We start from the raw sequence: 24,002 nt of genomic DNA on the forward strand, positions 1-24,002 counted from the left end.
TAATGATAGGCATCATTCAGCAAGTATTATTGGAGTTACTCGATCAACACGGCGGCAATGAACTTAAACAGCGTGTTCTCAAAGCAGCCAATGTAGATCCTTCGATCAACTATCGTATTGATAAAAACTACAGTGATGACGAGTGTCTTCGATTAATTAATGCTGCGGTAATAGAAACAGGCTTATCCGAAACAACTGTTTACCAACATTATGCCACCGCGTTTTTAAAAAAGGCGCAGGCACTTTTCCCCCGATTTTTCGAAATCGCAGATGATTCCGAAGGGTTTCTTCTGCGCCAAGCACGCATTCACGCTGTTATGGCATCAGGACTAAAAAGGCAGGATGAGCGCCAGCACGTAAACGACAAGTTCACAGCAACATCGATTGAGCCTGGCAAGGTGCGCGTTATTTATCGTTCAGCCAATGGACTTTGCCGACTCTATCAAGCACTCGCGTTTGAAGTCGCCGCATTGTATGACGATGAAATTGAATTCGAGGAGCCCTGTTGCATGCATCAAGGTGCGGTGCATTGTGAGTTCCTCATCTCTTGGCCCAATAAACGTCAGGAGGTCGCCTGTGACTGACAACCAAAACCTATCACTACGTTCAGTGATTACCCAAATTGCCGATCAGTTGTGCGATACCATCGATAATAATTTTGATATTCATGTGGCTGTTGATACACCAGATACCGAAGGTCAAAAACTTGCGCTGTTGGTTAATTTTCTACTAGAGAACGTGCGCCGTTCGCTCGACGATATGCAGTCACTGAATATGCAGCTCGAGGACAAAGTTAAAGAGCGTACATCGTTACTCGACCTCATTTTAGCAGGCTCTAATGATGGCGTTTGGATCTGGGATATTGCCAATGATGAGCTGACATTATCAGGACGTTGGTATTCGATGCTTGAACTTCCCCACGATGCGAATACCCAATCGCCCGAGTTTTGGCTTCAGCAAATTCACCCAGCTGATCGGGGTCGTTTTCGCGATGCCATTAAACGCTTACGTAAGGGCGAATCTGAACACTTAAACGTAGAGTATCGTGTAAAAACCGCTCATCAAGGCTACCGATGGATGCTTTGTCGCGGTGTATGTCAAAAAGACAACAACCAGCAATGCTCAATTGTCGCAGGAACGCAGACCGATATTTCTGCCATGCGAATCTTTGACCAAGAGTCAGGGATGACTAATGAGCGCTACTTACGAGAACGTGTCGAGGATGCCATCACCGAGGAGCAATCTCTGTTTCTGGTCTATGTCACGGTTGAAAATATAGACGCGATATTAACGTCCTCTGAACACCCGAGTAACGCGATGCTTTATCCGATTATTCAAGAACGCTTGAGTAAAGTCAGTAACTTACATCTTGTCGCGAGTAAACTCAGTGCTATCACCTTTGCCGTGATGGGGTTTGAATCTGAACTCGCTGCGACCAACCTCACTATCGAAGATGTCTGTCAGCAACTTCGGGATAACTGCGCTAATACACAGCGTACATTTGATGATGAAATCCGTTTTGAAGTGGCGGTCGGCGCAGTGGTGTCATCGATGCTGCGCATTGAGCAATCACAACAGCTGATAAACTACGCGTGGTCAGCTTTGCGACGCGCACGCCAACTAGGTCAAACATGTATATTTACCGAGGCACATATCAGCCAAGATAGTCGCCGCATGCGCGTTGAGAAGGAGTTACGGCGCAGCTTGATGAAGAATGCCCTCGCGCCCGATTATCAAGCGATATATCAGGGTAAGACGAAAACACTCGAAGGGTTTGAGGCACTCGCCCGCTTCCGCCATGCGGAACTTGGTACCGTGTCCCCAGGAGAATTTATTCCCATCGCCGAAGATGCTGGATTAATGCGTGAACTTGGGTACTCAATACTCGACAGCACGATCGCGACCATTAAACAGTGGCAGTCCGGTGTTTTACGTGACCACCCGTTTTATATTGCGGTTAATGTTTCAGCGATTCAACTGCAAGACCCCTACTTTGCCGATAATGTATTAGCTAAACTCGAGGGAGCCAATGTATCGCCTTCGCGACTCAAACTCGAGGTCACTGAATCAACCCTCGTCGAGAGTTTTAAACACGCCGCTGAACAGATTGATAAGCTGCGCCAGCAAGGTGTTCGAATTGCGCTAGACGATTTTGGGACCGGTTACTCATCGCTCAGCTATTTGCGAAGCTTAGCAATCGACACCTTGAAAATAGATCGCAGCTTTGTTGCTAACTTGCACGAAAATAAACAAAAATCAGCCATTATTAAAACTGTTTATGAGTTGGCTACCGAGCTGGACTTGTCTGTCGTTGCGGAAGGTGTTGAGGAAGCCGAAGAGCTCGACTTCCTCAATAGTATCGGGGACATGGCGATTCAAGGGTTTTTACTAGCGCGCCCACTGCCCGCCGATGAAGCCATCGATCAACTACCTCGCGGTACTTATTAATCGATAATTGTCTGCAGTGGGACTAACTTCAAATTTTGTCCCGCTTCAGGCATACGGTTACGACCGTCTTGCACAACCAATGCGCCCTGCTTAAAGCCTTCTCCGAGCGATCGAGTAGTTACTTCAATACCGTCGGTTTCAGAAGCACCGTCGATACCTTTATCGATGTTCGTACGAATACGGAAGTGCTTACGCAGCGCGTAAGGGGCGGCAGCATCAAATACGACATAACTATCACTGCCTTGGCTCGAAACAAACAGCAGCGTCTCGTTATCGTATTGCGCTAAAGCTAAACCTTCAATATCCGGAACGATTTCCGCGACGTCATCCGCTGTGATAATTTGCTCACCTTGCTCAGATCCATTGACAGCAGCATCAAATAACCAGATACCTGCGTCTTCCTCGCCCACAAACAAACGTTGTGTTTTGTCATCGACAACACATCCCTCTGGCTGTGATGGAACCGACATCTCGCGAACCAACTCAACATCCTCCGCAGACTTCACCCAGAAGTGCAAGATACGCCCGGATTTACCATTCACGTAAACCGACAAGCGGTCACTGTTGGCTTCATAGCCCATACAAAGCCCATATATTTCGTCCAGATCGGTACTGACCTGCTGAGCAATACTCAGCTCACCCGACTGACGAATATCAAAAAACTGGAGACTATTATTGTCACGTAGCGAGGCAACCGCCAAGTTATCACGTACGTCGACGTTATTCAGACGACCCACATTCAGGTGCTGTTGAATGTCACCGTTCATTGAATATACATAGAGACCCGTGCGCTTGTCCGTTCCTAAGATCAAGCTATCCTCGGGCGCGGTCGGTGATACCCAAATTGCAGGATCATCTATCGCATCGCCACGACGAGGTGAAGGATCGGTTTCAAGCGTTGCTGCGACTTGCGCAATCGGTTTAACCGGGGCATGCCGCTCCGCTTCACCTTGCGTTACCTCAACTTCGATCGCGTTGCTGCCTGATTCACGAGTGACCAACACTCGGTCATCTGACAACACCGAAATATCATGGTACTCGTGTGTCGTAGAAACGAGCTGAGCCTCAGTTTCACCCACGGTATCATCGTGTGTCGATATCTTGAGTAAGCGCGCAGGCATTTCTTCCAAAGCTAATAGTCGCCCATCATTAAGCAGTGATAATGCTTTGATTTCGCCTTTGATGTGTCCAAAGGGTGCACGCACCGATTTCAAAAAACGCTTTTCCTCGGCTTCTGGCTCTGCGTTATAAGCCCAAATCGCTTGATCAGACTCGGCGACATAAAGCGCACCTTGATGCTGATCAACTGCACACGCCGTCGCGTCGTATGGCACATTTAAATCACGAATCGTGATAGGCTCTTGCAACCAAGTTTCATCTTGTCTGAGCAAGCGTTGTTCTGCGCCTCCGCGACCACCTATCAAAAATAACGACAGCTGGCTGTTTTCTGCACTGTCATAAAAGCACAGATCTTCGACTACGCGCGTTTCGATCTCACCTTTATACAAAGGCAATAAACGACCTTGGTGATATCGCCAAACGAACAACTCTTGAGTATCGCCTTCCATCGCTGCAAGAATCGATTCACGTTCGCCGAGCGCATATTGTTTAAGATGATAGAAATCACCTGCAACCAACTGTTGCTCACCGCGAGTAATGCCCTCACTCGATACCGAGATAACCGACGCGTCTGGGAGTACTTCCCGGTGGCGTTCATTTGCATGGCTATTATCAGTGTGCAATGCCATTAATAATGACGCGCTCAATACAGTTACTTTAAATAAACTCATTGTAATCTCTCTAATCTCGCTTTACTTACCAATTGACCCACTGAATGCCCAAGCTATAGCTGCGCCCATAGGCTTCATACTGAGCGTTGTAGCGTTTATCACCGGTGTACACAAAATACTCTTCATCAGTGATATTGTTGACGGCAAAGTTAACGCTCAATTGCTCACTGAGCAGCCATTTAGTGGAGAAATCTAAGGTGAGGTTGTCGTCTTCGTAGATGTCATAGCGGCTGTCCTCTACGTCGCCCAATTCAGCAAGGTACTTAGACTTATAATTAGCGGCCAAGCGCATACTTAAATCTTGCGTTTCGTAGCCAAGCGCAATGTTCGCCGTTGTATCAGACTGACTCGGAAGTGGGATATCACGCTCCATACGTGTACCGTCATCCAGCCAATCAACCGTTGCTTCAGAATCGGTGAATGTCAGGTTGGTATTAATCAGAAAGTTATCTAACCAGCTATTAAATCCACTAAGCTGATGCACCAAGTTAAACTCTAAACCAGCAACATAGGCGTCATCGCCATTGATATAAGTGACCGCTTCGTCAAATGACTCATAGCCTGGACGTCCAGCAATATCCGCTTCATAAACAAAGTTTTTAATCGATTTATAAAACGCCGTGGCAGACATAACCCCTAAGGTTTCATCATAGTGCTCAATGCCTAGATCAAGATTGCGTGAGGTCAACGGCTCTAATGCTGGGTTGCCAAATTCAGCTTTAATATCACCGTCGTCATTTTCAACAAAATAGCTCGGACGGATTTGTTCAAAGCTAGGACGCACCAAACCCGTGCTATAAGCCATGCGCACAATTGTCGAGTTGCTCAGCTCATAACGGCCAATTAAACTCGGTAGCCACTGAGCATCGCTGAATTCGGCATACTCTGGCGAGAACTCATTCAACTCATCATTATAACGAGTTCCGCGCGCATCGCGTTGTTCATGCTCGTAGCGTGCGCCGGCGATCACCTGCCAAGCCCCTGAGTTGAGGTCAGCCATAAAATATCCAGCATTGATGTCTTCATCGATCTGATACTGTGCAATGCTCGATTCAACATCATCACGGAAGTCTGCCAGTGTGAGCGTGTCCAACACACCCCATAATGCATCCGCTGAAATACCCGGCCCAAATCGATCAAAGCCATACTCAACGTCGCCGGTTGCATAGTCAGCAAGCGTAAGTGCTGAAACGCCTAAATCAGCAAAGTCTTCAACGATAAAGATATCTTCTCGTGCGGTCTTCTCGCGCTGACTGATACGAATACCGCCTTTAAAGGTCACTTGGTAACTCGGTTGCAACCAATCGTACGCTAAATCGACTTTTAGGCTGTCTGCGTTTTCCTCGGTATAAGCATCACTGACTTCAACTTCGTCAATGCTATACCCCTCGCCTTGATAAGCACTATCAGGCGCGATGAGCTGTAATTGCTCAACGCCTTGATAACCCAGTCCGTCATCAAATGATTGCACAAACTGTGCACCGCCAATGGCAAACGGTTGCGATTCACTCGCTTCACTGGTGCCCAACTCAAGTGTGAGTTGCCAATCTTGCCAAGTTTGTTCGGTACCTATCATGTACGCTTGAATTTTTTGTGTCTCTTTACGATCTTTGAGTTCACGCGTAATTTCACCGGCGCTTGCGGTATTTTCGGCAATCGGGTCTTCAAATTCAGTGATAATGCCTTGACGAATCTCAGTATCCGCAAACTCACTGTACAGTGAGCGTAAGTAATATTGAGAGGTCTCACTCGGACGATAATCCAAGTTCAGTGCAAGGCCTGTACGCTCACGGGTCACTTGGTAAGCACGCTGCTCAAATTCCTCTAAACCCGGCTCATCAAAGTCCCAGTTGCCACCGGTTTCAACGTTGTCGGTTGTAAACGAGCGATCCTGATGACTACCCGCGACCGCTACGCCAAAACTGTCTTTGTTATCGCCAATATCAAACGTGTTGCTGGCGACCGCCGAGAACTTCGGATTGGTCTCGCTCGCCTGTGCGTTATATCCAAGCTCCGACGACAGCGAATAGAATGCGCCATCGCGGTCAAATGCCGTCATACTCTTTAGCTCGATATTGCCACCTAAGCTACCCGCAGGAATATCGGGGGTAAGCGTTTTGCTCACAACCACCGATTCAAGTAAGTCCGATGGGATCACATCAAGCGCGACTGCGCGGCGACCCGCTTCTGGCGCCGCTAACGAAGTGCCATTGTATGACACTGAGTTCAAGTCGGGCGCCAAACCACGAATGCGGATAAACCGCCCCTCGCCTTGGTCACGCTCAACCGATAGCCCCGGCATACGCTGCAACGCATCACTGATGCTGTCGTCTTGAAGCTTACCCATGTCATCTTTTTTAAGAACGTTAATAATGCCGCCGGCGTCGCGTTGTTGCTGAACGGCCTTTTGAACAGACTCGCGGTAGCCAATGGTCAAGACCTCTTCGATAGGTGCCTGTTCTGCCGAGGGTTTTGTTTCCGTTGACTGTGTTGGTTCGCTTTGAGCAACCGCATGCGCGCTACTTAAGGCGGCTGCAACACAATAAACGAGGTAAGTTTTTTTCATCATGTTAGTGCCCTGGTGGTGAATGTCAGGCACATACTCTATGTGGCTAAAATGTCATTTTATGTAGTGCGAAGAGGTTCTCATGAGCTGTTCGGATTGCACTCCGAACAGCTCAATCAGGCTGAGTTTCTGTCATGTAAATGTCATGCCGCTCCTGTACCGTGAGCGCTTGTATGAGCACTGCATGGAGCCTGGGTATGTCGCGCAATACGTTTTTATCTCGCATAATTTACGACTGGCGCCTGCCGTTTATGATGTGCATACTCGCGGTGTCATTGCTACTCGCGAGCCAAGTCGGCTCCCTTAAACCGCGCTCCGCTATCGACCCACTCGACATTATCGGTGAATTATCAACCTTATTGATTGTCTTGGTCGGTCTGTTTTTGATTGTAACCCAACGACTCGATGGCGCGGTGACCCGACTCTTTTTCTGGAGCAGTTGTTTGCTCACCTTTTCATTAGCGCTCGACCTGCTGGACGAATTTTTCAGCTATCCAGAGGCTGTCCGTCTGATGAGTTGGCTCGAATCCCTACCGCAACCTTTTGGTTTAATTATTCTAGGGTTCGGTGCCGCTGAATGGATAAAGGAACAGCATCAAATACGCCGCCAACTCGGTGTTCGAGAAAAACACTTACGTGCCCATGAATGGGTCGACCCGCTTACGACACTGTACACGCTCCCATATTTTGAAAAAGTGCTCGAGCGTGAGCTTGCGCTGCATAAACACAATCGCCAACACGTGGTGATGGCGAGCATCAATTTACAGGCATTTGCTCGTTACAACGATGAAAAGGGAATGCACGAGGGTGATCTGTTGCTAAATAAAGTTAGCGAGCTGACCGCCTTATATTTGCGCCCGGGCGATTGCTTATGTCGCTACCACAGCGATCAATTTCTCATTCTGTTGCCCGCAACCGACTTCCCAGAAGCGCTGAGTCTCATCCGTCTTTTGGCAGAAATGCTACGCGAACAACTTGCGCTACCCAATTATATGGCAATAAAAACACGCGTGAGGCGCGTCAATGAGGCTTCGCCTAAACAAGCGATGAGACAATTACTGCAGCAACCAGAAGCGATTATCCCTGATGCGTCGCGAGTCCATCATTAAATCACGCGAGCTTATTGCTCGACCGCTGCTTAAAGCACTTCTGCCTATCGCCGAGCGGCGCGGTGTGAGTCCTCATCAACTGCTTAAAGGCACGCACGTGTTTGATGATGAACTCAAGCCTTCAGCAGGACGCAGTAGTGAGCAGGATCTCGCGCGTATTATTGCTGCGGCAGAGCAGTTAGTCGGCGATGCTCAACTCTGGCCGTTAGTGATTCAATCGCTACACCAGCAAAGACTGTGTCCCGCACTCGACTGCATTCGCTATGCCAGCACATTTAACGCTGCACTGCTATCGTCACTGCGCTACCAAGCGTTATTACACCCGTTTATACTGATACGCCCCAAGCGTTTACAACAACGTCTTCACATTGACTGGCTGCCCGTCTCGGGCTTGCCCGATAAACACAATAAGGCGTTCCGCGAGGCATGCGACAAATTGATGTTAGCGTTGGTAGTACACGCAGCCCGGGTTTGCCAAGTCAATTTATCCGATTGGCGAATCGGCGTGCACGACCCCGATAGCCTTCCCGTCAGTTGGCAAACGTGGATAGGCACTATCGACTCGCGCCCCATTCCATGTCTTTCGTTTCCCATGCATCATCTACCGACAAACAATCCAACAGCCTCTGCCAATGACTTTCAACAGGCGCGATCATTTGCCGAACTGCAACATGAAACCCTAAACCCACAAGCCCCCCTCACTGAAGCACTCTCCTGGATGTTAAAGAAAGCAAAGCAAGGGGAGGAAACATCGCTGGCAGAACTGTCCAACGCGCTTAACATGAGCGCTTCAACGTGCAAGCGATTGCTCGCCTCGCAGGGCATAAATTTTAAACTACTGGCAGACTATGCGCGGCTAAAATACTTTCTCTACCATTCAGAAGCTAAACCACACACTCAAGCCGAACTGGCTGCTAAACTCGGTTACAGCCACCCAAACAACCTCAGGCGAGCCCGCCGACGCTGGCTCGCCAGTTTTTAATTGGCAGTTCGCTTAGGGGTTAACGGGGTTAACGTCATAACCCTTTTGCTCAAGCAAGGTTAGTACGCCCTCATCACCCACCAAGTGGCCGGCACCGACGGCGATAAATGCGATATCGCTTTGGTTATCCGTGGCGAGTTTAGCGATCCATTCGCGGTTACGTTTATAGAGCAGTTCTTCAGCCATTTGATCAGGCATGGAGTCATTAAGGTATTTACCTAATACGGCTAAGTCACCTTGCTGCCAGCTGGCGATGATCTCATCAAGGACCTCATTTACTTTATCGATTTCGGTCAATGTTTGCTCAATAATTTCCTGCTCACCCACATCACTTTGCGCCTGTACTAATGCATCAATCTGACGTTCAACCGTTTCTAACCCTTTAATGGGTAGGTTATTAGCTTCTGCAAACTGCTCAATTTTGCTTTCGACGCCCGCTTCCTGCACATATCCGGCTTGATTAATCGCCGTGGCAACCAACACAATTTGTGCAAACCAAGCGTTCAGCGGATTTAAGTTTTGCTCGGGAATACCATATTGCTGCGCGACCTGAGTGAACGCTTGCCACGTCTCACGATCAACATTTTCTTCTAACGTACCCTCTGAGCGCATCGCATGAGCCATAAACGCCGCTTGCGCATTCTTTAATTTCTCCGGCGCGACTTCCATCCAGATCACGTCACTTTGAGCGAGCGCATCTTGCGCATGCTCAGATAATGCAAAGCCATCTCCTTTAGCGGCATGCACGGTACCCATGATCCAAAGTGTTTTATCACCCTGAACGGCCTTATAAAACACCTCTGCTGAACTCAGACTGCTCCACAACAGTGCCAGCACTGTAACGATGACGAGTTTAAGTTTCATAACAAATACCCTTCTTTATAATCTGATTCTTTTGTTTTAGCGCTGAGTGATAAACAACGTCAGCGCCACACCGATAAACATGCCAACAATAAGTGTGACCAATAAAGGTAACGCATCAAGCCATGTTGGCCGTTGTGTGCGTTCACGCTGCACAGTGACTTGTGGCGCTGTATTATGGTCGTTCTCATCTTGGACTAATTCTTCACGTGCTAACTGGCATACCGCGCAAAGTGCCTGCACCGTATCTTTAGAGCCAATACCATCACGTTCCACTCGCTGAATCGTGCGTAGACTCACGCCGCAGGCATCGGCAAGCTGTTGTTGTGTCCAATCCCACTGGGTGCGGCAAGCGACTACTTTGTCTTGATTGATACGCATAGCTTACCCCAGCAACCAAAGCGCGAATTTTGCACTAAGAAATCCAGCCACCAGACCAATGACAAAAAATGACAGAATCATTTTCCAAGAGCCCTTTTGCCCTTTTAGTGAGGATAATGACTCACTTCGGACGACGTCATCACCTAACAACAAATCACAGCGAATGTTGGATAACAAAAAGCCCCCTACATCAAAGTGAACTTTAAATACTTCACCTTCAATGAGGAACTCGTGAGTGCTTGATAAACCGAAACTGCGTTTACTACTCACGCACTCACCGTCAACAAATACTTCTTCCTTCGCTGAAATCCCACTTGCACGCGCTTCTATTACATGCCCTTCGTACTCAAACTTAAATTCAAAATTTAAGTGCAGTTTTTTTAGTAATGAACCTTTCATGTGAAATTTCCTTCAATCGCCTAATTGCAAGAAGCACATTAGCAGTCGAATGCGTAAGCACCTACGCCAGGCGCGTGGCAGTCATATGTCAGGCATACGACAGCGCACTGTCACCTTGCTGACACATGCTCATCAAGCACCACCAGCTTGCCTTTCAGAGGCATTACTTCCAGCATATTTAAAAAGCGCGTTAGAGCCGAGTGTGATGAATGATCGCCCATTCCCCAGCTTGCATTACCGTAACCCCATGGGATCAGCACACGGCATTCCAGTTCATTGGCGGCGGTAATCGCATCTTCAGGTGTCATGTGTACATATCGATACCAGTCAGGACTGTTCGCTGAGTAATAGGAGGCAATAGGTAAGAGACACACATCGATCGCACCATAGCGTTCGTGAATATCACGAAAGTGCTTTGAATAGCCGGTATCGCCCGCGTAAAGCAAAGTCTTGCCCTGACTCTCAAGCAACCAGCCATTCCAAGAGACACGTTCATTATCTTCATAAATAAATGGGACATAGGTACGGCTACTAAAATGGTGTGCTGGTAACGCGGTAATTTCGGTGGTACCACGCCCATCCGCCAACGTATCACTGGAGAACCAGCCCATCTCAGTAATCCGAGCGCCTACTGCGGGAAATTTTTCCCCCATACGAAGCGGCACACGATAGTGCGGTTGCTCACCGAGCGCTTCAATGTCGGATTTATTAAAGTGGTCATAATGCAGGTGTGAATAAAGGATTGCATCGGCTTGGCTCACCTGCTCAATCGATAGCGCCGGAATATGAGAACGATATTCGCCATTAAACCATGCGTGTAGCCAATTAATGGGCCAATCAAATTCATCGAATACCGGGTCAGTGATGATCACGTCTTCGGTCGGCGTTTTAATTTTAAACAAGGCGTGACCATACCATGTCACATTAAACGCCTGTTGGTAGTGCGATTGTAAGTATGGTCCTGTATAACGGCATGCATCTTCGGTGCATTGAATATCCGCGCGCTTACGGTAACAGTCGGTTTCACAGGTGGCTGGATACTGTTTTTGCCCAGGGTACCGATTTTCAAAGCGCTGATCATCGGTGTGTTCAGTTTGCTGCTCTGTATTGATCACCTGAATCGTATTAGTGGAACAACCCGAAACCAATAAAATTAAAAACGAAAACGTAAACGCGGTACGAATCATGGCTGACTATCTTTGTGTTATTTTACCTCTATCATCGCATAACTGTTAATGTTGAGTCATTGTTAAAATGTAACTAAATACGATGATTACGCTCAGACAAAAATGCCACAATACAACCAATCAACAAGCCCCAGAACGCACTGCTGACTCCTAAAAATGCGATATCTGCAACCGTCACTACAAACGCGATAGCCGCTGAATAAGCGCCCTCCTTGTTCACGAACGCCCGTTGCAAATTCTGAGTAATAACAGGCAGCAACGCCAAACCCGCTAACGTTGCAGTAGCGGCTTGTGGCATCATCATAAATAGGCTCACGATCATCGAGCCCGCCAGCCCCATCAAAATATAGAAACCGCCAGCCGCCACCGCCGCTTTATAGCGCTGCGCCGGATCGGGGTCTGCATCCTCTGTTTGGCAAATCGCCGCGGTAATTGCCGCGAGGTTTATCGCAAAAGCGCCCAGCGGCGCCAGTAGCAACCCCGCTAAACCGGTGGTTGTGATAAGTGGCGATGTCGGCGGTGCGTAACCATTTGCTCGTAACATCATCATACCGGGCACATTTTGTGACACCATGGTCACCACAAATAAGGGAATCCCTACGCCTATCAATGCGGTCCAGTTAAACTCAGGCCAAATCCAAACCCAATGGGGTGCTGCAACGCTCAGTGTCTGGTTATTAAGTTGTCCGGTTAACAGCGGTAACCCAATCGCCGCTAATAACAACCACATAAATACCCAACGAGGCGTGAACGCACGAGCGATAAAATAAGTCGCAATGAGCCCTCCGGCGATAACAGGGAAAGTATTCAGTGCGGGTAAAATAGCGCTTACAAACTTAAGTAAAATACCTGCGAGAATAGCCGCTGCCACATGACCCGGTACCCATTTCATCATGCGGTCGGCAAGACCACTCACACCAAACAGCACAATCAAGCCTGACGAAAATACAAACACCCCCACCGCCTCGGCAGCCGTGAGTCCCGCCAACGAACTAATTAACAGCGCAACACCTGGGGTTGACCACGCAGTGAGTATGGGCGCTTTGTAGTAGAGTGAGAGAGCGATCGTACTCACCCCCATCGCTAACCCGACCGCTAGCAACCAAGCACTTTGCAGCTCGGGCGAAGAATCCACCTGTGCGGCGGCCTCTAAAATCAGCACCACAGCGCTGCTATAGCCGACAAATACAGCCGTTGCCCCAGCCGATACTTGGCTCAATAAACGGATCATTAGGTTTCTTAATGCCTCTTAGTGCGTTATAACGTACGTAGATTTTATCAAGATAACACCGTGCGTTATAACGCACAAATTAATTCAGCCTGAACCGTAAATCGACTATGCAAAATAATCATCACACTGTGGCGCGCCGATTAAAGCAACTGCGCAAAGATAAGGGTTGGAGTTTAACAGCCTGCGCCGAACACACCGGTGTCAGCAAAGCCATGCTCGGACAAATCGAGCGGCAAGAATCCTCTCCCACACTCGCGACACTTTGGAAGTTAGCCACCGGCTTAAATGTATCGCTGTCATGGTTACTCAACGATGAGCAACAGCCCATGACATTTGATTTTGCGCATGAGCGTATTCAAGTCGAGCGTCTGCTGGCATTTGATCCTCAGACCCAACAAGAGGTGTACAAATTGTGTATGGCTGAGGGGGCAAAGAGCCATTCCGACGCTCACCGCCATGGTACCTTCGAAATGTTGTATGTGCAGTCAGGCAGACTCGATATTGTGGTAGGCGAAACACAGGTCACCATCAAAGCAGGTGACGCGTATCGCTTTGACGCCGCCCAACCACATAGTTACATCAATCGTTATTCAGGTAAAACTGAGTTTGTAGCGGTCATAAATTATAGATAGTCGGCTTGCCTCAACCCTGGCATGCCGTATGATAACCAGAGAAAGAACAAGGAGTGATTTATGCCCAAGGCACCGGATGATGCATCGTTAAAATTAGATAACCAATTGTGCTTTGCGCTTTACTCCACGTCCCTAGCCATGAATAAGCTGTATAAGCCGCTGCTCGATAAAGTCGATCTGACGTACGTCCAGTATCTCATTATGCTGCTGTTGTGGGAGCAAGATGGCATCACCGTGACCCAAGTGAGCCACAAGCTGTTTCAAGAAAAAGGTGCTCTGAGTCCAGTCGTCAAACGCCTTGAACAGCGTGGGTTATTAACTCGACAAGCGAGTGACTCCGATGAACGTCAAAAACACCTCTACCTCACGACAGAGGGTAAACAACTGAAAGATAAAGTTCAGGGGATTCCTGAACAAGTTTTTTGCGCATCGCGTTTAGATGCTGATGACGCCCTAACACTCAAACAAACCCTCGAATCATTGCGCAAGCAACTTCATAAGCTTACTTAGTCATGCAATCGATAAGTTAGATTACTACGTTCTAATTATTATGTTATCGCAATAACTATTACTGCGATAACATAATCATGCAGTCACAGTTAAGCCAACAATAAGAGGGTTTCATTATGGATATTCTTTACACAGCACGTGCTTCATCGACAGGTGGCCGCGACGGCCAATCAAAATCAGATGATGGACGCTTAGCCGTTAAGCTTTCTACACCTAGAGCGCTAGGCGGCGCAGGTGGCGAAGGCACTAATCCAGAGCAACTGTTTGCAGCAGGTTACTCTGCTTGCTTTATCGGTGCATTAAAATTTGTGAGTGGCCAAGAAAAGGTCAAACTCCCCGAGGACACACAAGTGGATGCCGAAGTCGGTATTGGTCAAATCGAGGGGGGGTTTGGTATCGCGGTGACCCTTAATGTCAACTTACCGGGACTTGAGCTCGCGCAAGCTGAGCGCATCGTAGAAAAAGCGCATCAAGTCTGTCCGTACTCTAATGCAACACGCGGCAATATCAGCGTTGATTTAAATGTAACAGTCTAAAATACACAGCTCAGGTCATACTCAATGACCTGAGCTGTTTAAACTTTCCCGCCAAAAACACGTAAGGTAGAGTACAAGACTCTTTTCTGCGTGCGAGCATCATGAAAACTCAACTATTTAGTGGTTATCTGCGCTGTATCATCGGACTACTCTTAATCACGCTATCTATGAGTAGCAAGGCTATCTCATCAACCTTTGACCATAGCCACGCGCTACTCAATCAAGTGTTAAATCGCCACGTTGTCGTATTCGATAATCAACGTAAATCGGCGGTTGATTACCAAGCCATTGCTAAACAACCGAAACGCCTTAATGACTATTTAACCCAGTTATCGGCGGTCACGCCAACGCAGTACGCATCTTGGAGTTCCGACCAACAATTGGCGTTTTTAATTAATGCCTACAACGCCTTTACCATTAAATTAATTATCGACAATATGCAGGCGTTTAATCGGGGTGATGCACAATCGATTCGTGACTTGGGTCACTTTTTTTCGAGTCCGTGGGAGCAGCCGTTTTTTCAATTACTCGGCGAACAGCGCACCTTGGATTGGCTCGAACATGAAAAGATCCGCGTCGACTTTCAAGAACCACGGATTCATTTTGCGCTTGTCTGCGCAGCAGTGAGTTGTCCGAAATTGCGCAGTGAGGCTTATAAAGCGGAGCGACTAACCGCTCAGCTTGAGGACCAAACACACACCTTCTTGAGCGATCGTGATAGAAATGGTGTCGATGAACAAGGCATTTATATATCGAAAATATTTAAATGGTACGGTGACGATTTCAACGAGCTTCATCGCTTTTTAGGCGATTACGCGGACGCACTGACAGACTCAAGCTCGCACCTTGAAGCGATGCGGACGTCCAAGCTGCCGATTCGATACACGGACTACAACTGGGATCTGAACATTGCCGATGTCAACTGACGTCACAAACGTGGTATACCATTCTAATCTATGATAAAACATACAGTTATAGAATGGTCACTATGGTTTATGCGGGTACTATGTATTTTATTTTTTCAGATTCGGACTCCGACCGGTTTGAGCGTCTTTGCAACCAAGCCTTAAATCTCGCCGTCAAACCACTCCAACTAGACTCCGTAGAGAGTCAGCCCAACGCATGTATTGTTCTTGAACTAAAAAGCTGCATGACTCTGTTACTCGATATCTGCGAGCATCTTAAAGCACAGAAATTTCAGGGGCTCGTCTATGTACTGTCAGAGGCGTTCGACAAACGTCAGGATACGCTAATACACAAAGTGCTGACTTCGTACGGTCTTGACGCTTACATCGTTAACGGACGCGAAAGTACCGCACAAGCGCTTAACTGGGTGTGCCGGCATAGCACCGACTCGCGCCAGCGATCGGCTAAGCCAGACACCTGTTATGATAAGGAGTTGATAGAAGAGCTCGTAACTTCAGGCAAAATGACCGTTTATTATCAAGCCCAGTTTCAAAGCGATTCGCTTGAACTGGTCGCCTTTGAAGCACTAGCGCGATTAATGCATAACGGAAAGCTCATCCCACTGAACGAAGTGTTTGATGTTATCCATGAGCGTGGGCTCTGGGCAGAACTCACCCAATCGACGCTCAATAACGCGCTAAAAACTCACCATCAGCTGTTTGAGCGCTACCCTGAAGCCAATCTTGCGATCAACTTATCGGCTAAGGAACTCAGCGAAGACAGCTTTTCACGACGCTTCAAAGACTTCATGAGTGAGGCGCCCATCGCCTATCCCCGTCTGATGTTTGAGCTTACTGAAAATGAACTTTATTCAACGCGTTCGAGCGTTGCTCGCAACTTACTCTTGATCAAGGGAAAAGGTGCGCGACTGTCTATTGATGACTACGGTACTGGGCTGTCGAATGCCGCACGCCTAACGACTGCGCCGTTTGACGAGGTAAAACTCGATAAGTCGTTCATTCAGAATATTCACGATATCAGCGAGCATTCATTTGCCAAGTCGACCGCTGAAATAGCCCGTACTTTGCACATGAAAACGGTTGCTGAAGGTGTTGAAGATCAACGTACACTCGACTGCATTCGTGAGTTAGGTATCGATCAAGTTCAAGGCTTCTTGCTTCATAAACCACAGAGCTTTGAACAACTGATGGAAACCGATATTCGGCTCACTTAACGCATTAAGCAACGAGACCCAACCGCCACCATCTGATAAGGTTACTGTTTATTTGTATGTTGTTAGCGGTATTTACTTATGCAGACCATCTTAGGCGCCAGCGGTCAAATCGGTATCGAATTGGCACGGGCACTTCACCGTGATTACACGACCGACATTCGTGTAGTCAGTCGTAATCCAGCAAAAATTAACTCAACAGATAGCACTTTTAGCGCCGACCTGTTAGATGCAGAGCAAGCTTCTCGTGCCATTGAGGGCTCAGATATTGTCTATCTCACAGCCGGTTTGCCAATGGACACCGAGCGTTGGGAGCAGCAGTGGCCGGTGATCATGCGCAACGTCATCGATGCCTGTAGAGTGCACCAAGCGAAGTTGGTATTTTTTGATAATACCTACATGTATCCGCAAACTGCCGAACCACAAACAGAAGATATCTTGTTTGAGCCGCACGGCAGAAAAGGTCAAGTCCGTGCCGATATTGCACAGGATTTAATCTGCGCGCAAACCGAGGGCGACATTGTTGCGTTGATCGCCCGCGCACCCGAATTCTACGGTCCAGAGAAAACCCAAAGTATTACCCAATCGACGATTATCGAGCCAATTAAACGCGGCAAAAAAGCACGGGTATTTTTGCGTGATGATACGTTACGCACCCTCATCTATACGCCAGATGCAAGCCGCGCCTTGGCACTGCTGGGTAATACCCCCGATGCGTTTGACCAAACGTGGCATCTACCTTGTGATGATAACCGACTGACCTTTCGCGACATGATCGAAACGATTGAAACCATAACGCAACAAACCTGTCGCTACTCAATTGTTAAGCCTTGGCAATTAAAACTAGGCGGTGTTTTTAATAAAACCCTGCGTGATGCACGCGAGTTATTGCCACGCTATCAAGTCGATAACGTATTTGTATCAGACAAATTTAAGACACGATTTCCCGAGTTTGCAGTCACATCGTATCGGGATGGCCTTAACGCGTGCCTAGCCTAGGGCGGGTCATTTATTGAAAAGTTCCCCAGCGCGAAGCTGGGGAAAACATCAGCCAGGGAGAGAGTTTAGGCTAATGTCGATACACTAATGCAAATGATTGTTATTTGCAAATTTAATTTAGGCACAAAAAAAGGAGCTCGAAAGCTCCCTTTTGGATAATAGGTACTACTCAGCAGTCGTTACAGTGCAACGATGTTTTCTGCTTGAGGACCTTTAGGGCCTTGAGTGATCGCGAACGATACACGTTGACCTTCGTTAAGCGTTTTGAAGCCATCGCCAGTGATTGCACTGAAATGAGCAAATACGTCAGCGCCGCCTTGCTGCTCGATGAAACCAAAACCTTTTGCTTCGTTAAACCATTTAACTGTGCCGTTTACTGTATTAGACATAATCGTAATCCTGATAAAAATAATATATTAAGCCGCCACGACCAATGCCATGAGCGGATGGTGCGGGTAAAAACGGAAATTTAAAACTACAGGACGAAGATTGACTACAAGTAATGCGACGTAGAGGAGGTTTAACTAACTTTCTTATCCAACGCCGCCCACAATACGCGAGTTTAAATATTAGTCAACGATTATTTTCAATTTATTGTAGATACCCACGCATACTTAAAACAAGGAGTCTAAAACGCTAATAAAATCTAAACCCCCTACTACAAATTGATGTTGAAACTTCATTCAACTTTTCGAATTATGTGTTACTTTCTCTCTAAGCACTTCGTTCTTTAGGGGGAACACCATGCTAGGATTCAACAACAAGCTAGAGCACTTGAATCAACAACAAGCCAATGAAATCAGTGCATATAAAGCGATGCGGCAAACAATGAAGGATGCCATGGTCTATTTTGCGCTCGATGCTCAAGGTCGCATTGTAGAGACTGATGAGTCATTCAAAGCATGTTTAGGGCTCGATAGTTCTAAATTATTGAATCAACCGTTATCAGCTTTTATTGCACCAACGGCGAAAAATAAGCCCCACATTCAGCAAATGACGCGTGCCATTAAAACGCAGTCACATTGGCACGGTGCTATTCAGTTTATTCATGATCAAGGCCACGAGATCTGGATACGCGTGATTCTAGAACCCGAAAAACTAGGAAACGACTCGCAAATAGCATTTGCGGCTTACGGTTGTGAGCTCACGCATACTATTACTAAGTCGCGCGAGACAGAGGATTTACTCAAAGCCCTCAACCGCTCATCGGCTGTCATCGAGTTTACGCTTGATGGTCACGTCATCACCGCAAATGAAAACTTTCTCGATGCTTTGAATTATCGGCTAGACGATATCGTTGATCAGCACCACCGTGTCTTTTGCAGTAAAGAAGAAGTTCAATCTAAGGGTTACAGTCGCTTCTGGCAAAAGCTAGCCGCTGGTGAGTTTTTCTCTGGACGCTTCCAGCGTATTGATAGCTTTGGCAACCCCGTTTGGTTAGAGGCAACCTACAACCCTGTTCATAATGAAGCAGGTCAACTCTACAAGGTGGTTAAGTTCGCGTCGGTGATCACCGATCAAGTTAAACGAGAACAAGCCATCGTCGAGACATCCGATATTGCGCATAACGTTTCGACTCAAACAGATGAGCATGCCAAACAAGGCATGGCTGTGATTCGAGAAACCATTGATGCTATGCGCGTGTTAGCACAAAAAATTGAGCAAACCAGTCACCACATCGCTGAACTTAACACTCAATCAACGAAAGTCACTGAGTTAGTCGACAGTATCCAAGGCATTGCCGCCCAAACCAACCTCTTAGCACTCAACGCAGCGATTGAAGCAGCACGCGCCGGAGAGCAAGGACGCGGTTTCGCTGTAGTAGCCGACGAAGTACGTTCATTGGCATCACGCACTAGCACCACCAGTGAAAAAATTATTGATGTGGTGGGTAAAAATAAAAACCTAACTGAAACGGCCGTCCAGCAAATACAACACAGTCTGGATGAAGTTGAAAACTCGCTGAATCTATCGACTCAAGCGAGTAAAGTGATGGAAGATATTCAATCAGGTGCCAAACACGTACTCGATGCCGTCAGTCAATTTAAGAGCAAAGTCACTTAGCACGAGGTTGATGAACACGAAGCGGTGCTCGCGGCGGTGATGGCTGGCATAATAGCAGCCACCATGACCGCAGCCTCAATAGCGGCCACCGCTTGTTTTGCCGCGGTCGACACCATTTCACCCTTTTCTAGCTGCTCAATGCGCTTTTTGCGCTGTTTCAGTTCTTGCTTAGTGAACACTTGCGGCAACAGCTTAGCGCTATTGGCTAAAGCGACTAAAATCGCCACACGCGGTTCAATCGCATCATCATCACTCATCACAGCACTGCGCATGCCTTCACGTATTTGCTGTTCGGGTTCTGGATTAAGCTCGGGATAAACGCGTCGCTCAAACAGCCATAAAACCTTTTCCTTTTCTGCTGCAACGATATGAGCGTCCGCCAAACTCTGGGCAACTTTGTGTTTTAAATCTTTAAGTTGGCCTAGCTTTTGTACCCAATCCTGTAGCTTGCGTTGTCGCTTAGCTGCTTTAATTTGGTCCAGCGCTTCATCTAATAGCGCATCATCGGTACTGGAATCATCCATAACCAATACTTTATTTTTATTATCCGTTTCAATCGCAATACGCTCGTGCATCAAAAGCTCTGACAAAAGTGCGGCTGCGGTTGCATATTCGACATAAGCACCGTTCATGGTGCCGCGCTCTTCACTTAACGCGAGTAACATAACGGCTTGGTACAGACGAATTGTGTTTGGCATATGTGACCTTAATGATTTTTAATATTGATAATAGCCACACTAATTAAAAATAATCAAATATCACTCGCGGAGATTAAAATATGACTGTTCGATAAGTGTGTTATAAACGCCCTCAATATTTTGGACTCGCCAGTCATCAAACATAGCTAAGTGCGCGTACTCATTCAGCGTTAAACTCGCCTGAATAGCTTCTAACGACTGGCCTGCGAGCATGCCATCACGCACACCGTTATAAAGCGCTTTAAGGTAATTTAGGTAATTAACGACATTCTCGCGAACACCCGTTTCTGCATGCGCGCCCACTAATACGTCAAAGGCAGGTTCATTGAGTACCGCCTCAGTTGAACGGATCATACCGTGGATATCATAGCCAGGTAATGACTTATAAGGCATCCGCCCTAGCACAATCCAGTCGGCTACAAATAAGACATTGGCTGGCATGAAGCGCATACTTATTGAGCCACGACCATTATTAGGTCCGTAGTAACGCAGTTGCACGTGACTGTCACCGAGATTGACGCGTAGAGTGTCGTTAAAGGTTAACGTTGGTAGCGCCGTGGGAGCTTGGGTCCAAGATAAATCTTCATATGCGTACTGATGCGAGATAACTTCGACCTGCTCATTGGCAAGCACATCGCCTCCGCGCGTATGATCAATATGGTTATGGCTATAAATTAGGTATTTAATCGGTTGCTCATAACGTTGCGTCAATGTGTCTTTTAAATACTGAGCGGCCTCAGGGTTAATTGGATCAGTAACAACAATAGCATCGTCCGTGACCATAAATACTGAATGGTAGTGACCGACTGAGAATCGGTACACGTTATCTTTGATTGGTTCAATCGAATAGGATTGCTGGGCCATACTCGCCCCGCTAAAAAGCATAAGAAATAAGGGGATTAGACGTTTCATGTTAGCTCCAGCGCTTTACGGACTCATAACTAAGTAAGCCCCTTCGCGCTCATGCGGATCACTTTGTCCTCTTATTTTGCCTAAAACTCTTTCTTGCGCAGCGCCTTTTTTTGCCCTTGTTGTTTTTTACTTTTCAGCCGTTTTTCTTTTGCTGAGCGACTCGGTTTAGTCGCAATACGCTTTTTCGGCACATAAGACACACTGCGGATTAGTCCGATCAATTGCTCAAGCGCCAGCTCACGATTACGCGCTTGGCTACGCGTCTCTTGTGCTTTGATAATCACTTTGCCGCTTTGCGTAATCCGATGATCGGACAACTTAAGTAATCGATGCTTATAAAATTCAGGCAGCGAAGACGCCTGAATATCAAAAATCAGCTGCGCCGCCGTTGCGACTTTATTGACGTTTTGTCCACCCGCCCCACTTGAGCGAATAAATTGCCACTCGATTTCGTGCTCAGGGATTTCAACCCGTTGGGAGATCGTGATCATTGACTTCTTCTATCTATTGGCATGGTTACAAGGTTAAGTGTCTTGCGCACCAAGCGCAAGCTAGCCGATAACAACGCAGTTTTTACCTGAATTTTTTGCTGCATATAATTGTTTATCAGCGCGACGGATCGCACTCGGAATATCATCATCACGATGAACCTCGGCGGCCCCCATGCTTATCGTTAAGCACGACCATTCGAGCTCGGTATAATCATGCGGTATATTTAGCGCCATAATTTTCCCTCGCAGTTCATTCAGCTTTACCTCCACATCGTAGGTGGATGGCATAATCATCGCGAGCTCTTCACCGCCATAGCGATAGACTTTAAAAGGCGTTTTACTGCGTAAACACTCTGAGATGGCGTTGATTGCGCTGTCCCCGGCTTCGTGCCCATAGTTGTCGTTGTACGCCTTGAACTCATCAATATCTGCAATAACTAAATGATAAGGTTTACCCGAGTCAATCGCCTCTTGTAAATCACGATCAAAAGCACGGCGATTAAATAAGCCCGTTAAGCTATCCATATGCGCCAACGCTTCTAGCTTCTTATTGGCATCTGCCAGCTCTGAGGTACGCAACGCCACCTCACGTTCGAGTTCGTCTTGCGCCTTAATAAACCGCGACGCCATGGTCTGAAATGCCTTTAGTGCCTGCCTGACCTCTCCGCGCGCTTTTATCTTGGCCGAACTGTAGGATCTCGCCTCATGATAATTGCGTTGCCCCATGAGTGAGGCAACTCTTGCCACCTCTTGTAACGGCTGACTCACCTCGCGCTGAATTAACCAATACCCGATAAGTAAAATCAAAATGACCAACGAGACACCCGCTCCGACCAACTGCAGTGGTAATACAATCGCTTGATTTCGTACTTCCGCAAGGGGATACGCGGTGATGTGCCACCATCCAGGTCCGGGTAATTGGTTAATGAAAAGTAGCTGACCGTCCACCTTATTCTGCAAGATGGTCGGTGTTTCGGCGAATTTATAATCCAACACCAGTTGGCTGAGCTGCTGATAAAGCGGTTCATTATAGGTTTCTGAGGTGAGCGTCGAACGTTTAATAATCGCCTCTTGTTCAACGTTCGATGCGGCAATCAAATCCCCCTCACTATTCAACACAACGTGCTCAGCATTAGCGCGCTTCTTCTTCGTTAAGTCACTCACTAAACGGCTCAGCACAACATCAAAGCTGGCGTTAGCAAGGTGTTTACCATCAAGATCGATAGGCCGTTGGTAAGTGATGGTCAATACGCCCGCCGAAATATCAAAATAAAGCCCTGTCCAATTGGGCGTGCGTTCCGGATTATGAGATTGCAGCGTCGATCGCACCACCGAATAGTCGGTCATCACGAGATCTTTATCGGCCAGTAAACCCCAAGGTGATTCTGTTGAATACATTAACAGGCTATTTTCTGGCATCGAAAAGTGTGAATTCGATACCTCGTGCTGCCAAGCGGGTCCTAACTCATTCAGCGTATATTGAGCCGCCATTACTCGTGATTTGAACTCATCAGTGAGCGGCGTTTCGCGTTTACCCAAAAACGCGCTGAGGTGCTTAAAATATTCATCATCTGTTGTGATGCCGCGATCAAATGCGGGCTTTAGTCGCATTACGCCGGGTGAGGTTTGCTCGTACCAGCGGTCGAACTGGTCAATGTAACGTGGGTTGTTGCGCATGATTTTATAATGCGCCAAAAACTGTTCCGCGAGAATATCGCCGTTTTGCTCGACACGCTCAAAAAAAGCTTCGTTGCGTTCAAGCGCGGGTGCCAGATCCTGTTCTAGCAAACCAATAACGCGCTGCCGCGCGTCATCATAGGTCACGATAAAAGTAGCCGTCGAGGCAAGCACTACAATGGATATTGCCCAAATACTGATTTTAAGCAGCAAGGCAGTGGTTAGTTTTTCACGTTTTTGCATGCGGCGGTGTTGAGTTCTGCGTTCCATTATCATGATTTTTTATTGTAATTTAGCAAGCACCTAGTCAATTGACCATCTTTTTAAAAAGACAGTTTATCACTCTAGCGCACCCCCTCTTATTTGTTCATCCGTTCACCATTCAACCATCA

General features: G+C 47.4%; 23 protein-coding genes. 11 read left to right on the forward strand and 12 right to left on the reverse strand.

Translation table 11 applies throughout. The features are described from left to right. Positions 1 to 2 precede the first annotated feature (2 nt). Together DFP83_RS04540 and DFP83_RS04545 are read left to right on the forward strand one after the other, a co-directional pair. The gene (locus DFP83_RS04540; RefSeq protein ID WP_110573592.1) at positions 3 to 584 is read left to right on the forward strand and encodes a heme NO-binding domain-containing protein; all 582 of its coding nucleotides are present in this window, start codon (positions 3 to 5) and stop codon (positions 582 to 584) included. Continuing rightward, entirely contained in the window at positions 577 to 2,448 is a 1,872-nt protein-coding gene (locus DFP83_RS04545) for an EAL domain-containing protein (protein ID WP_181416366.1), read from the forward strand. Before DFP83_RS04540 ends, DFP83_RS04545 begins: the two co-directional genes overlap by 8 nt. Here DFP83_RS04545 and DFP83_RS04550 read toward each other — a convergent pair. Together DFP83_RS04550 and DFP83_RS04555 are read right to left on the reverse strand one after the other, a co-directional pair. Beyond that, on the reverse strand, positions 2,445 to 4,238 hold the full coding sequence (locus DFP83_RS04550; RefSeq protein ID WP_110573596.1) for a phytase: 1,794 nt from the start codon (positions 4,236 to 4,238) through the stop codon (positions 2,445 to 2,447). The two genes, DFP83_RS04545 and DFP83_RS04550, sit on opposite strands and share 4 nt — an antisense overlap. Positions 4,239 to 4,263: 25 nt before the next feature. Further along, a complete protein-coding gene (locus tag DFP83_RS04555) occupies positions 4,264 to 6,807 on the reverse strand; it encodes a TonB-dependent receptor (RefSeq protein WP_110573598.1) in 2,544 nt (847 codons plus the stop codon). Between the two features lie 194 nt (positions 6,808 to 7,001). On the opposite strand from DFP83_RS04555, the gene DFP83_RS04560 reads away from it, so the two are divergent. After that, the gene (locus DFP83_RS04560) at positions 7,002 to 7,913 is read left to right on the forward strand and encodes a GGDEF domain-containing protein (RefSeq protein ID WP_181416367.1); all 912 of its coding nucleotides are present in this window, start codon (positions 7,002 to 7,004) and stop codon (positions 7,911 to 7,913) included. After that, positions 7,891 to 8,895 (forward strand): AraC family transcriptional regulator ligand-binding domain-containing protein, encoded by a 1,005-nt coding sequence (locus DFP83_RS04565; protein ID WP_110573602.1) that lies wholly within the window; start codon positions 7,891 to 7,893, stop codon positions 8,893 to 8,895. The genes DFP83_RS04560 and DFP83_RS04565 overlap by 23 nt, the downstream gene beginning before the upstream one ends. A gap of 12 nt (positions 8,896 to 8,907) precedes the next feature. Here DFP83_RS04565 and DFP83_RS04570 read toward each other — a convergent pair whose 3' ends face one another. From DFP83_RS04570 to DFP83_RS04590, 5 genes are all read right to left on the reverse strand, one after another. After that, positions 8,908 to 9,759 (reverse strand): TraB/GumN family protein, encoded by an 852-nt coding sequence (locus DFP83_RS04570; RefSeq protein ID WP_110573604.1) that lies wholly within the window; start codon positions 9,757 to 9,759, stop codon positions 8,908 to 8,910. A gap of 36 nt (positions 9,760 to 9,795) precedes the next feature. Then, on the reverse strand, positions 9,796 to 10,137 hold the full coding sequence (locus tag DFP83_RS04575) for a helix-turn-helix transcriptional regulator (RefSeq protein WP_110573605.1): 342 nt from the start codon (positions 10,135 to 10,137) through the stop codon (positions 9,796 to 9,798). Positions 10,138 to 10,140: 3 nt separating this feature from the next. Further along, positions 10,141 to 10,536, reverse strand: coding sequence for a hypothetical protein (locus tag DFP83_RS04580; protein WP_110573607.1), 396 nt, complete (start codon positions 10,534 to 10,536; stop codon positions 10,141 to 10,143). A 110-nt stretch (positions 10,537 to 10,646) separates the two neighbouring features. Beyond that, the gene (locus tag DFP83_RS04585; RefSeq protein WP_110573609.1) at positions 10,647 to 11,723 is read right to left on the reverse strand and encodes an MBL fold metallo-hydrolase; all 1,077 of its coding nucleotides are present in this window, start codon (positions 11,721 to 11,723) and stop codon (positions 10,647 to 10,649) included. A gap of 73 nt (positions 11,724 to 11,796) precedes the next feature. Next, positions 11,797 to 12,954, reverse strand: a complete 1,158-nt coding sequence (locus tag DFP83_RS04590; RefSeq protein ID WP_110573611.1) for a benzoate/H(+) symporter BenE family transporter — start codon at positions 12,952 to 12,954, stop codon at positions 11,797 to 11,799. Positions 12,955 to 13,061: 107 nt separating this feature from the next. Between DFP83_RS04590 and DFP83_RS04595 the strand changes: the two genes are divergently transcribed. The 6 genes from DFP83_RS04595 to DFP83_RS04620 all read left to right on the forward strand — a co-directional run bounded on the left by DFP83_RS04595 (position 13,062) and on the right by DFP83_RS04620 (position 17,768). Further along, complete coding sequence (locus tag DFP83_RS04595; protein ID WP_110573613.1) at positions 13,062 to 13,586, forward strand: helix-turn-helix domain-containing protein; 525 nt, start codon at positions 13,062 to 13,064, stop codon at positions 13,584 to 13,586. Between the two features lie 60 nt (positions 13,587 to 13,646). Further along, on the forward strand, positions 13,647 to 14,096 hold the full coding sequence (locus tag DFP83_RS04600) for a MarR family winged helix-turn-helix transcriptional regulator (RefSeq protein ID WP_110573615.1): 450 nt from the start codon (positions 13,647 to 13,649) through the stop codon (positions 14,094 to 14,096). Positions 14,097 to 14,212: 116 nt separating this feature from the next. Next, positions 14,213 to 14,632, forward strand: a complete 420-nt coding sequence (locus DFP83_RS04605) for an organic hydroperoxide resistance protein (protein WP_110573616.1) — start codon at positions 14,213 to 14,215, stop codon at positions 14,630 to 14,632. Positions 14,633 to 14,733: 101 nt separating this feature from the next. Continuing rightward, a complete protein-coding gene (locus tag DFP83_RS04610) occupies positions 14,734 to 15,558 on the forward strand; it encodes a DUF547 domain-containing protein (protein ID WP_241971570.1) in 825 nt (274 codons plus the stop codon). 224 nt (positions 15,559 to 15,782) lie between these two features. After that, a complete protein-coding gene (locus DFP83_RS04615) occupies positions 15,783 to 16,772 on the forward strand; it encodes an EAL domain-containing protein (RefSeq protein ID WP_157981516.1) in 990 nt (329 codons plus the stop codon). A gap of 78 nt (positions 16,773 to 16,850) precedes the next feature. Next, the gene (locus tag DFP83_RS04620) at positions 16,851 to 17,768 is read left to right on the forward strand and encodes an NAD-dependent epimerase/dehydratase family protein (protein WP_110573620.1); all 918 of its coding nucleotides are present in this window, start codon (positions 16,851 to 16,853) and stop codon (positions 17,766 to 17,768) included. A gap of 179 nt (positions 17,769 to 17,947) precedes the next feature. Here the strand turns inward: DFP83_RS04620 and DFP83_RS04625 are convergent, their stop codons facing one another. Beyond that, positions 17,948 to 18,157, reverse strand: coding sequence for a cold-shock protein (locus tag DFP83_RS04625; protein WP_006955633.1), 210 nt, complete (start codon positions 18,155 to 18,157; stop codon positions 17,948 to 17,950). Positions 18,158 to 18,512: 355 nt separating this feature from the next. Here DFP83_RS04625 and DFP83_RS04630 point away from each other — a divergent pair, with 355 nt between their 5' ends. Beyond that, on the forward strand, positions 18,513 to 19,832 hold the full coding sequence (locus DFP83_RS04630) for a methyl-accepting chemotaxis protein (RefSeq protein WP_110573622.1): 1,320 nt from the start codon (positions 18,513 to 18,515) through the stop codon (positions 19,830 to 19,832). Here DFP83_RS04630 and DFP83_RS04635 read toward each other — a convergent pair. The 4 genes from DFP83_RS04635 to DFP83_RS04650 all read right to left on the reverse strand — a co-directional run bounded on the left by DFP83_RS04635 (position 19,829) and on the right by DFP83_RS04650 (position 23,880). Beyond that, positions 19,829 to 20,530, reverse strand: coding sequence for a GOLPH3/VPS74 family protein (locus DFP83_RS04635; protein WP_110573624.1), 702 nt, complete (start codon positions 20,528 to 20,530; stop codon positions 19,829 to 19,831). The two genes, DFP83_RS04630 and DFP83_RS04635, sit on opposite strands and share 4 nt — an antisense overlap. Before the next feature lie 60 nt (positions 20,531 to 20,590). Further along, positions 20,591 to 21,394, reverse strand: coding sequence for an MBL fold metallo-hydrolase (locus tag DFP83_RS04640; protein ID WP_244912974.1), 804 nt, complete (start codon positions 21,392 to 21,394; stop codon positions 20,591 to 20,593). Positions 21,395 to 21,522: 128 nt separating this feature from the next. Then, a complete protein-coding gene (gene arfB / locus DFP83_RS04645) occupies positions 21,523 to 21,933 on the reverse strand; it encodes an alternative ribosome rescue aminoacyl-tRNA hydrolase ArfB (protein WP_110573628.1) in 411 nt (136 codons plus the stop codon). A gap of 60 nt (positions 21,934 to 21,993) precedes the next feature. Then, positions 21,994 to 23,880, reverse strand: coding sequence for a diguanylate cyclase (locus DFP83_RS04650; RefSeq protein ID WP_241971569.1), 1,887 nt, complete (start codon positions 23,878 to 23,880; stop codon positions 21,994 to 21,996). Positions 23,881 to 24,002: the final 122 nt, after the last annotated feature.

It is taken from the genome of Idiomarina fontislapidosi (genome assembly GCF_003226255.1).
Lineage (GTDB): Bacteria > Pseudomonadota > Gammaproteobacteria > Enterobacterales > Alteromonadaceae > Idiomarina > Idiomarina fontislapidosi.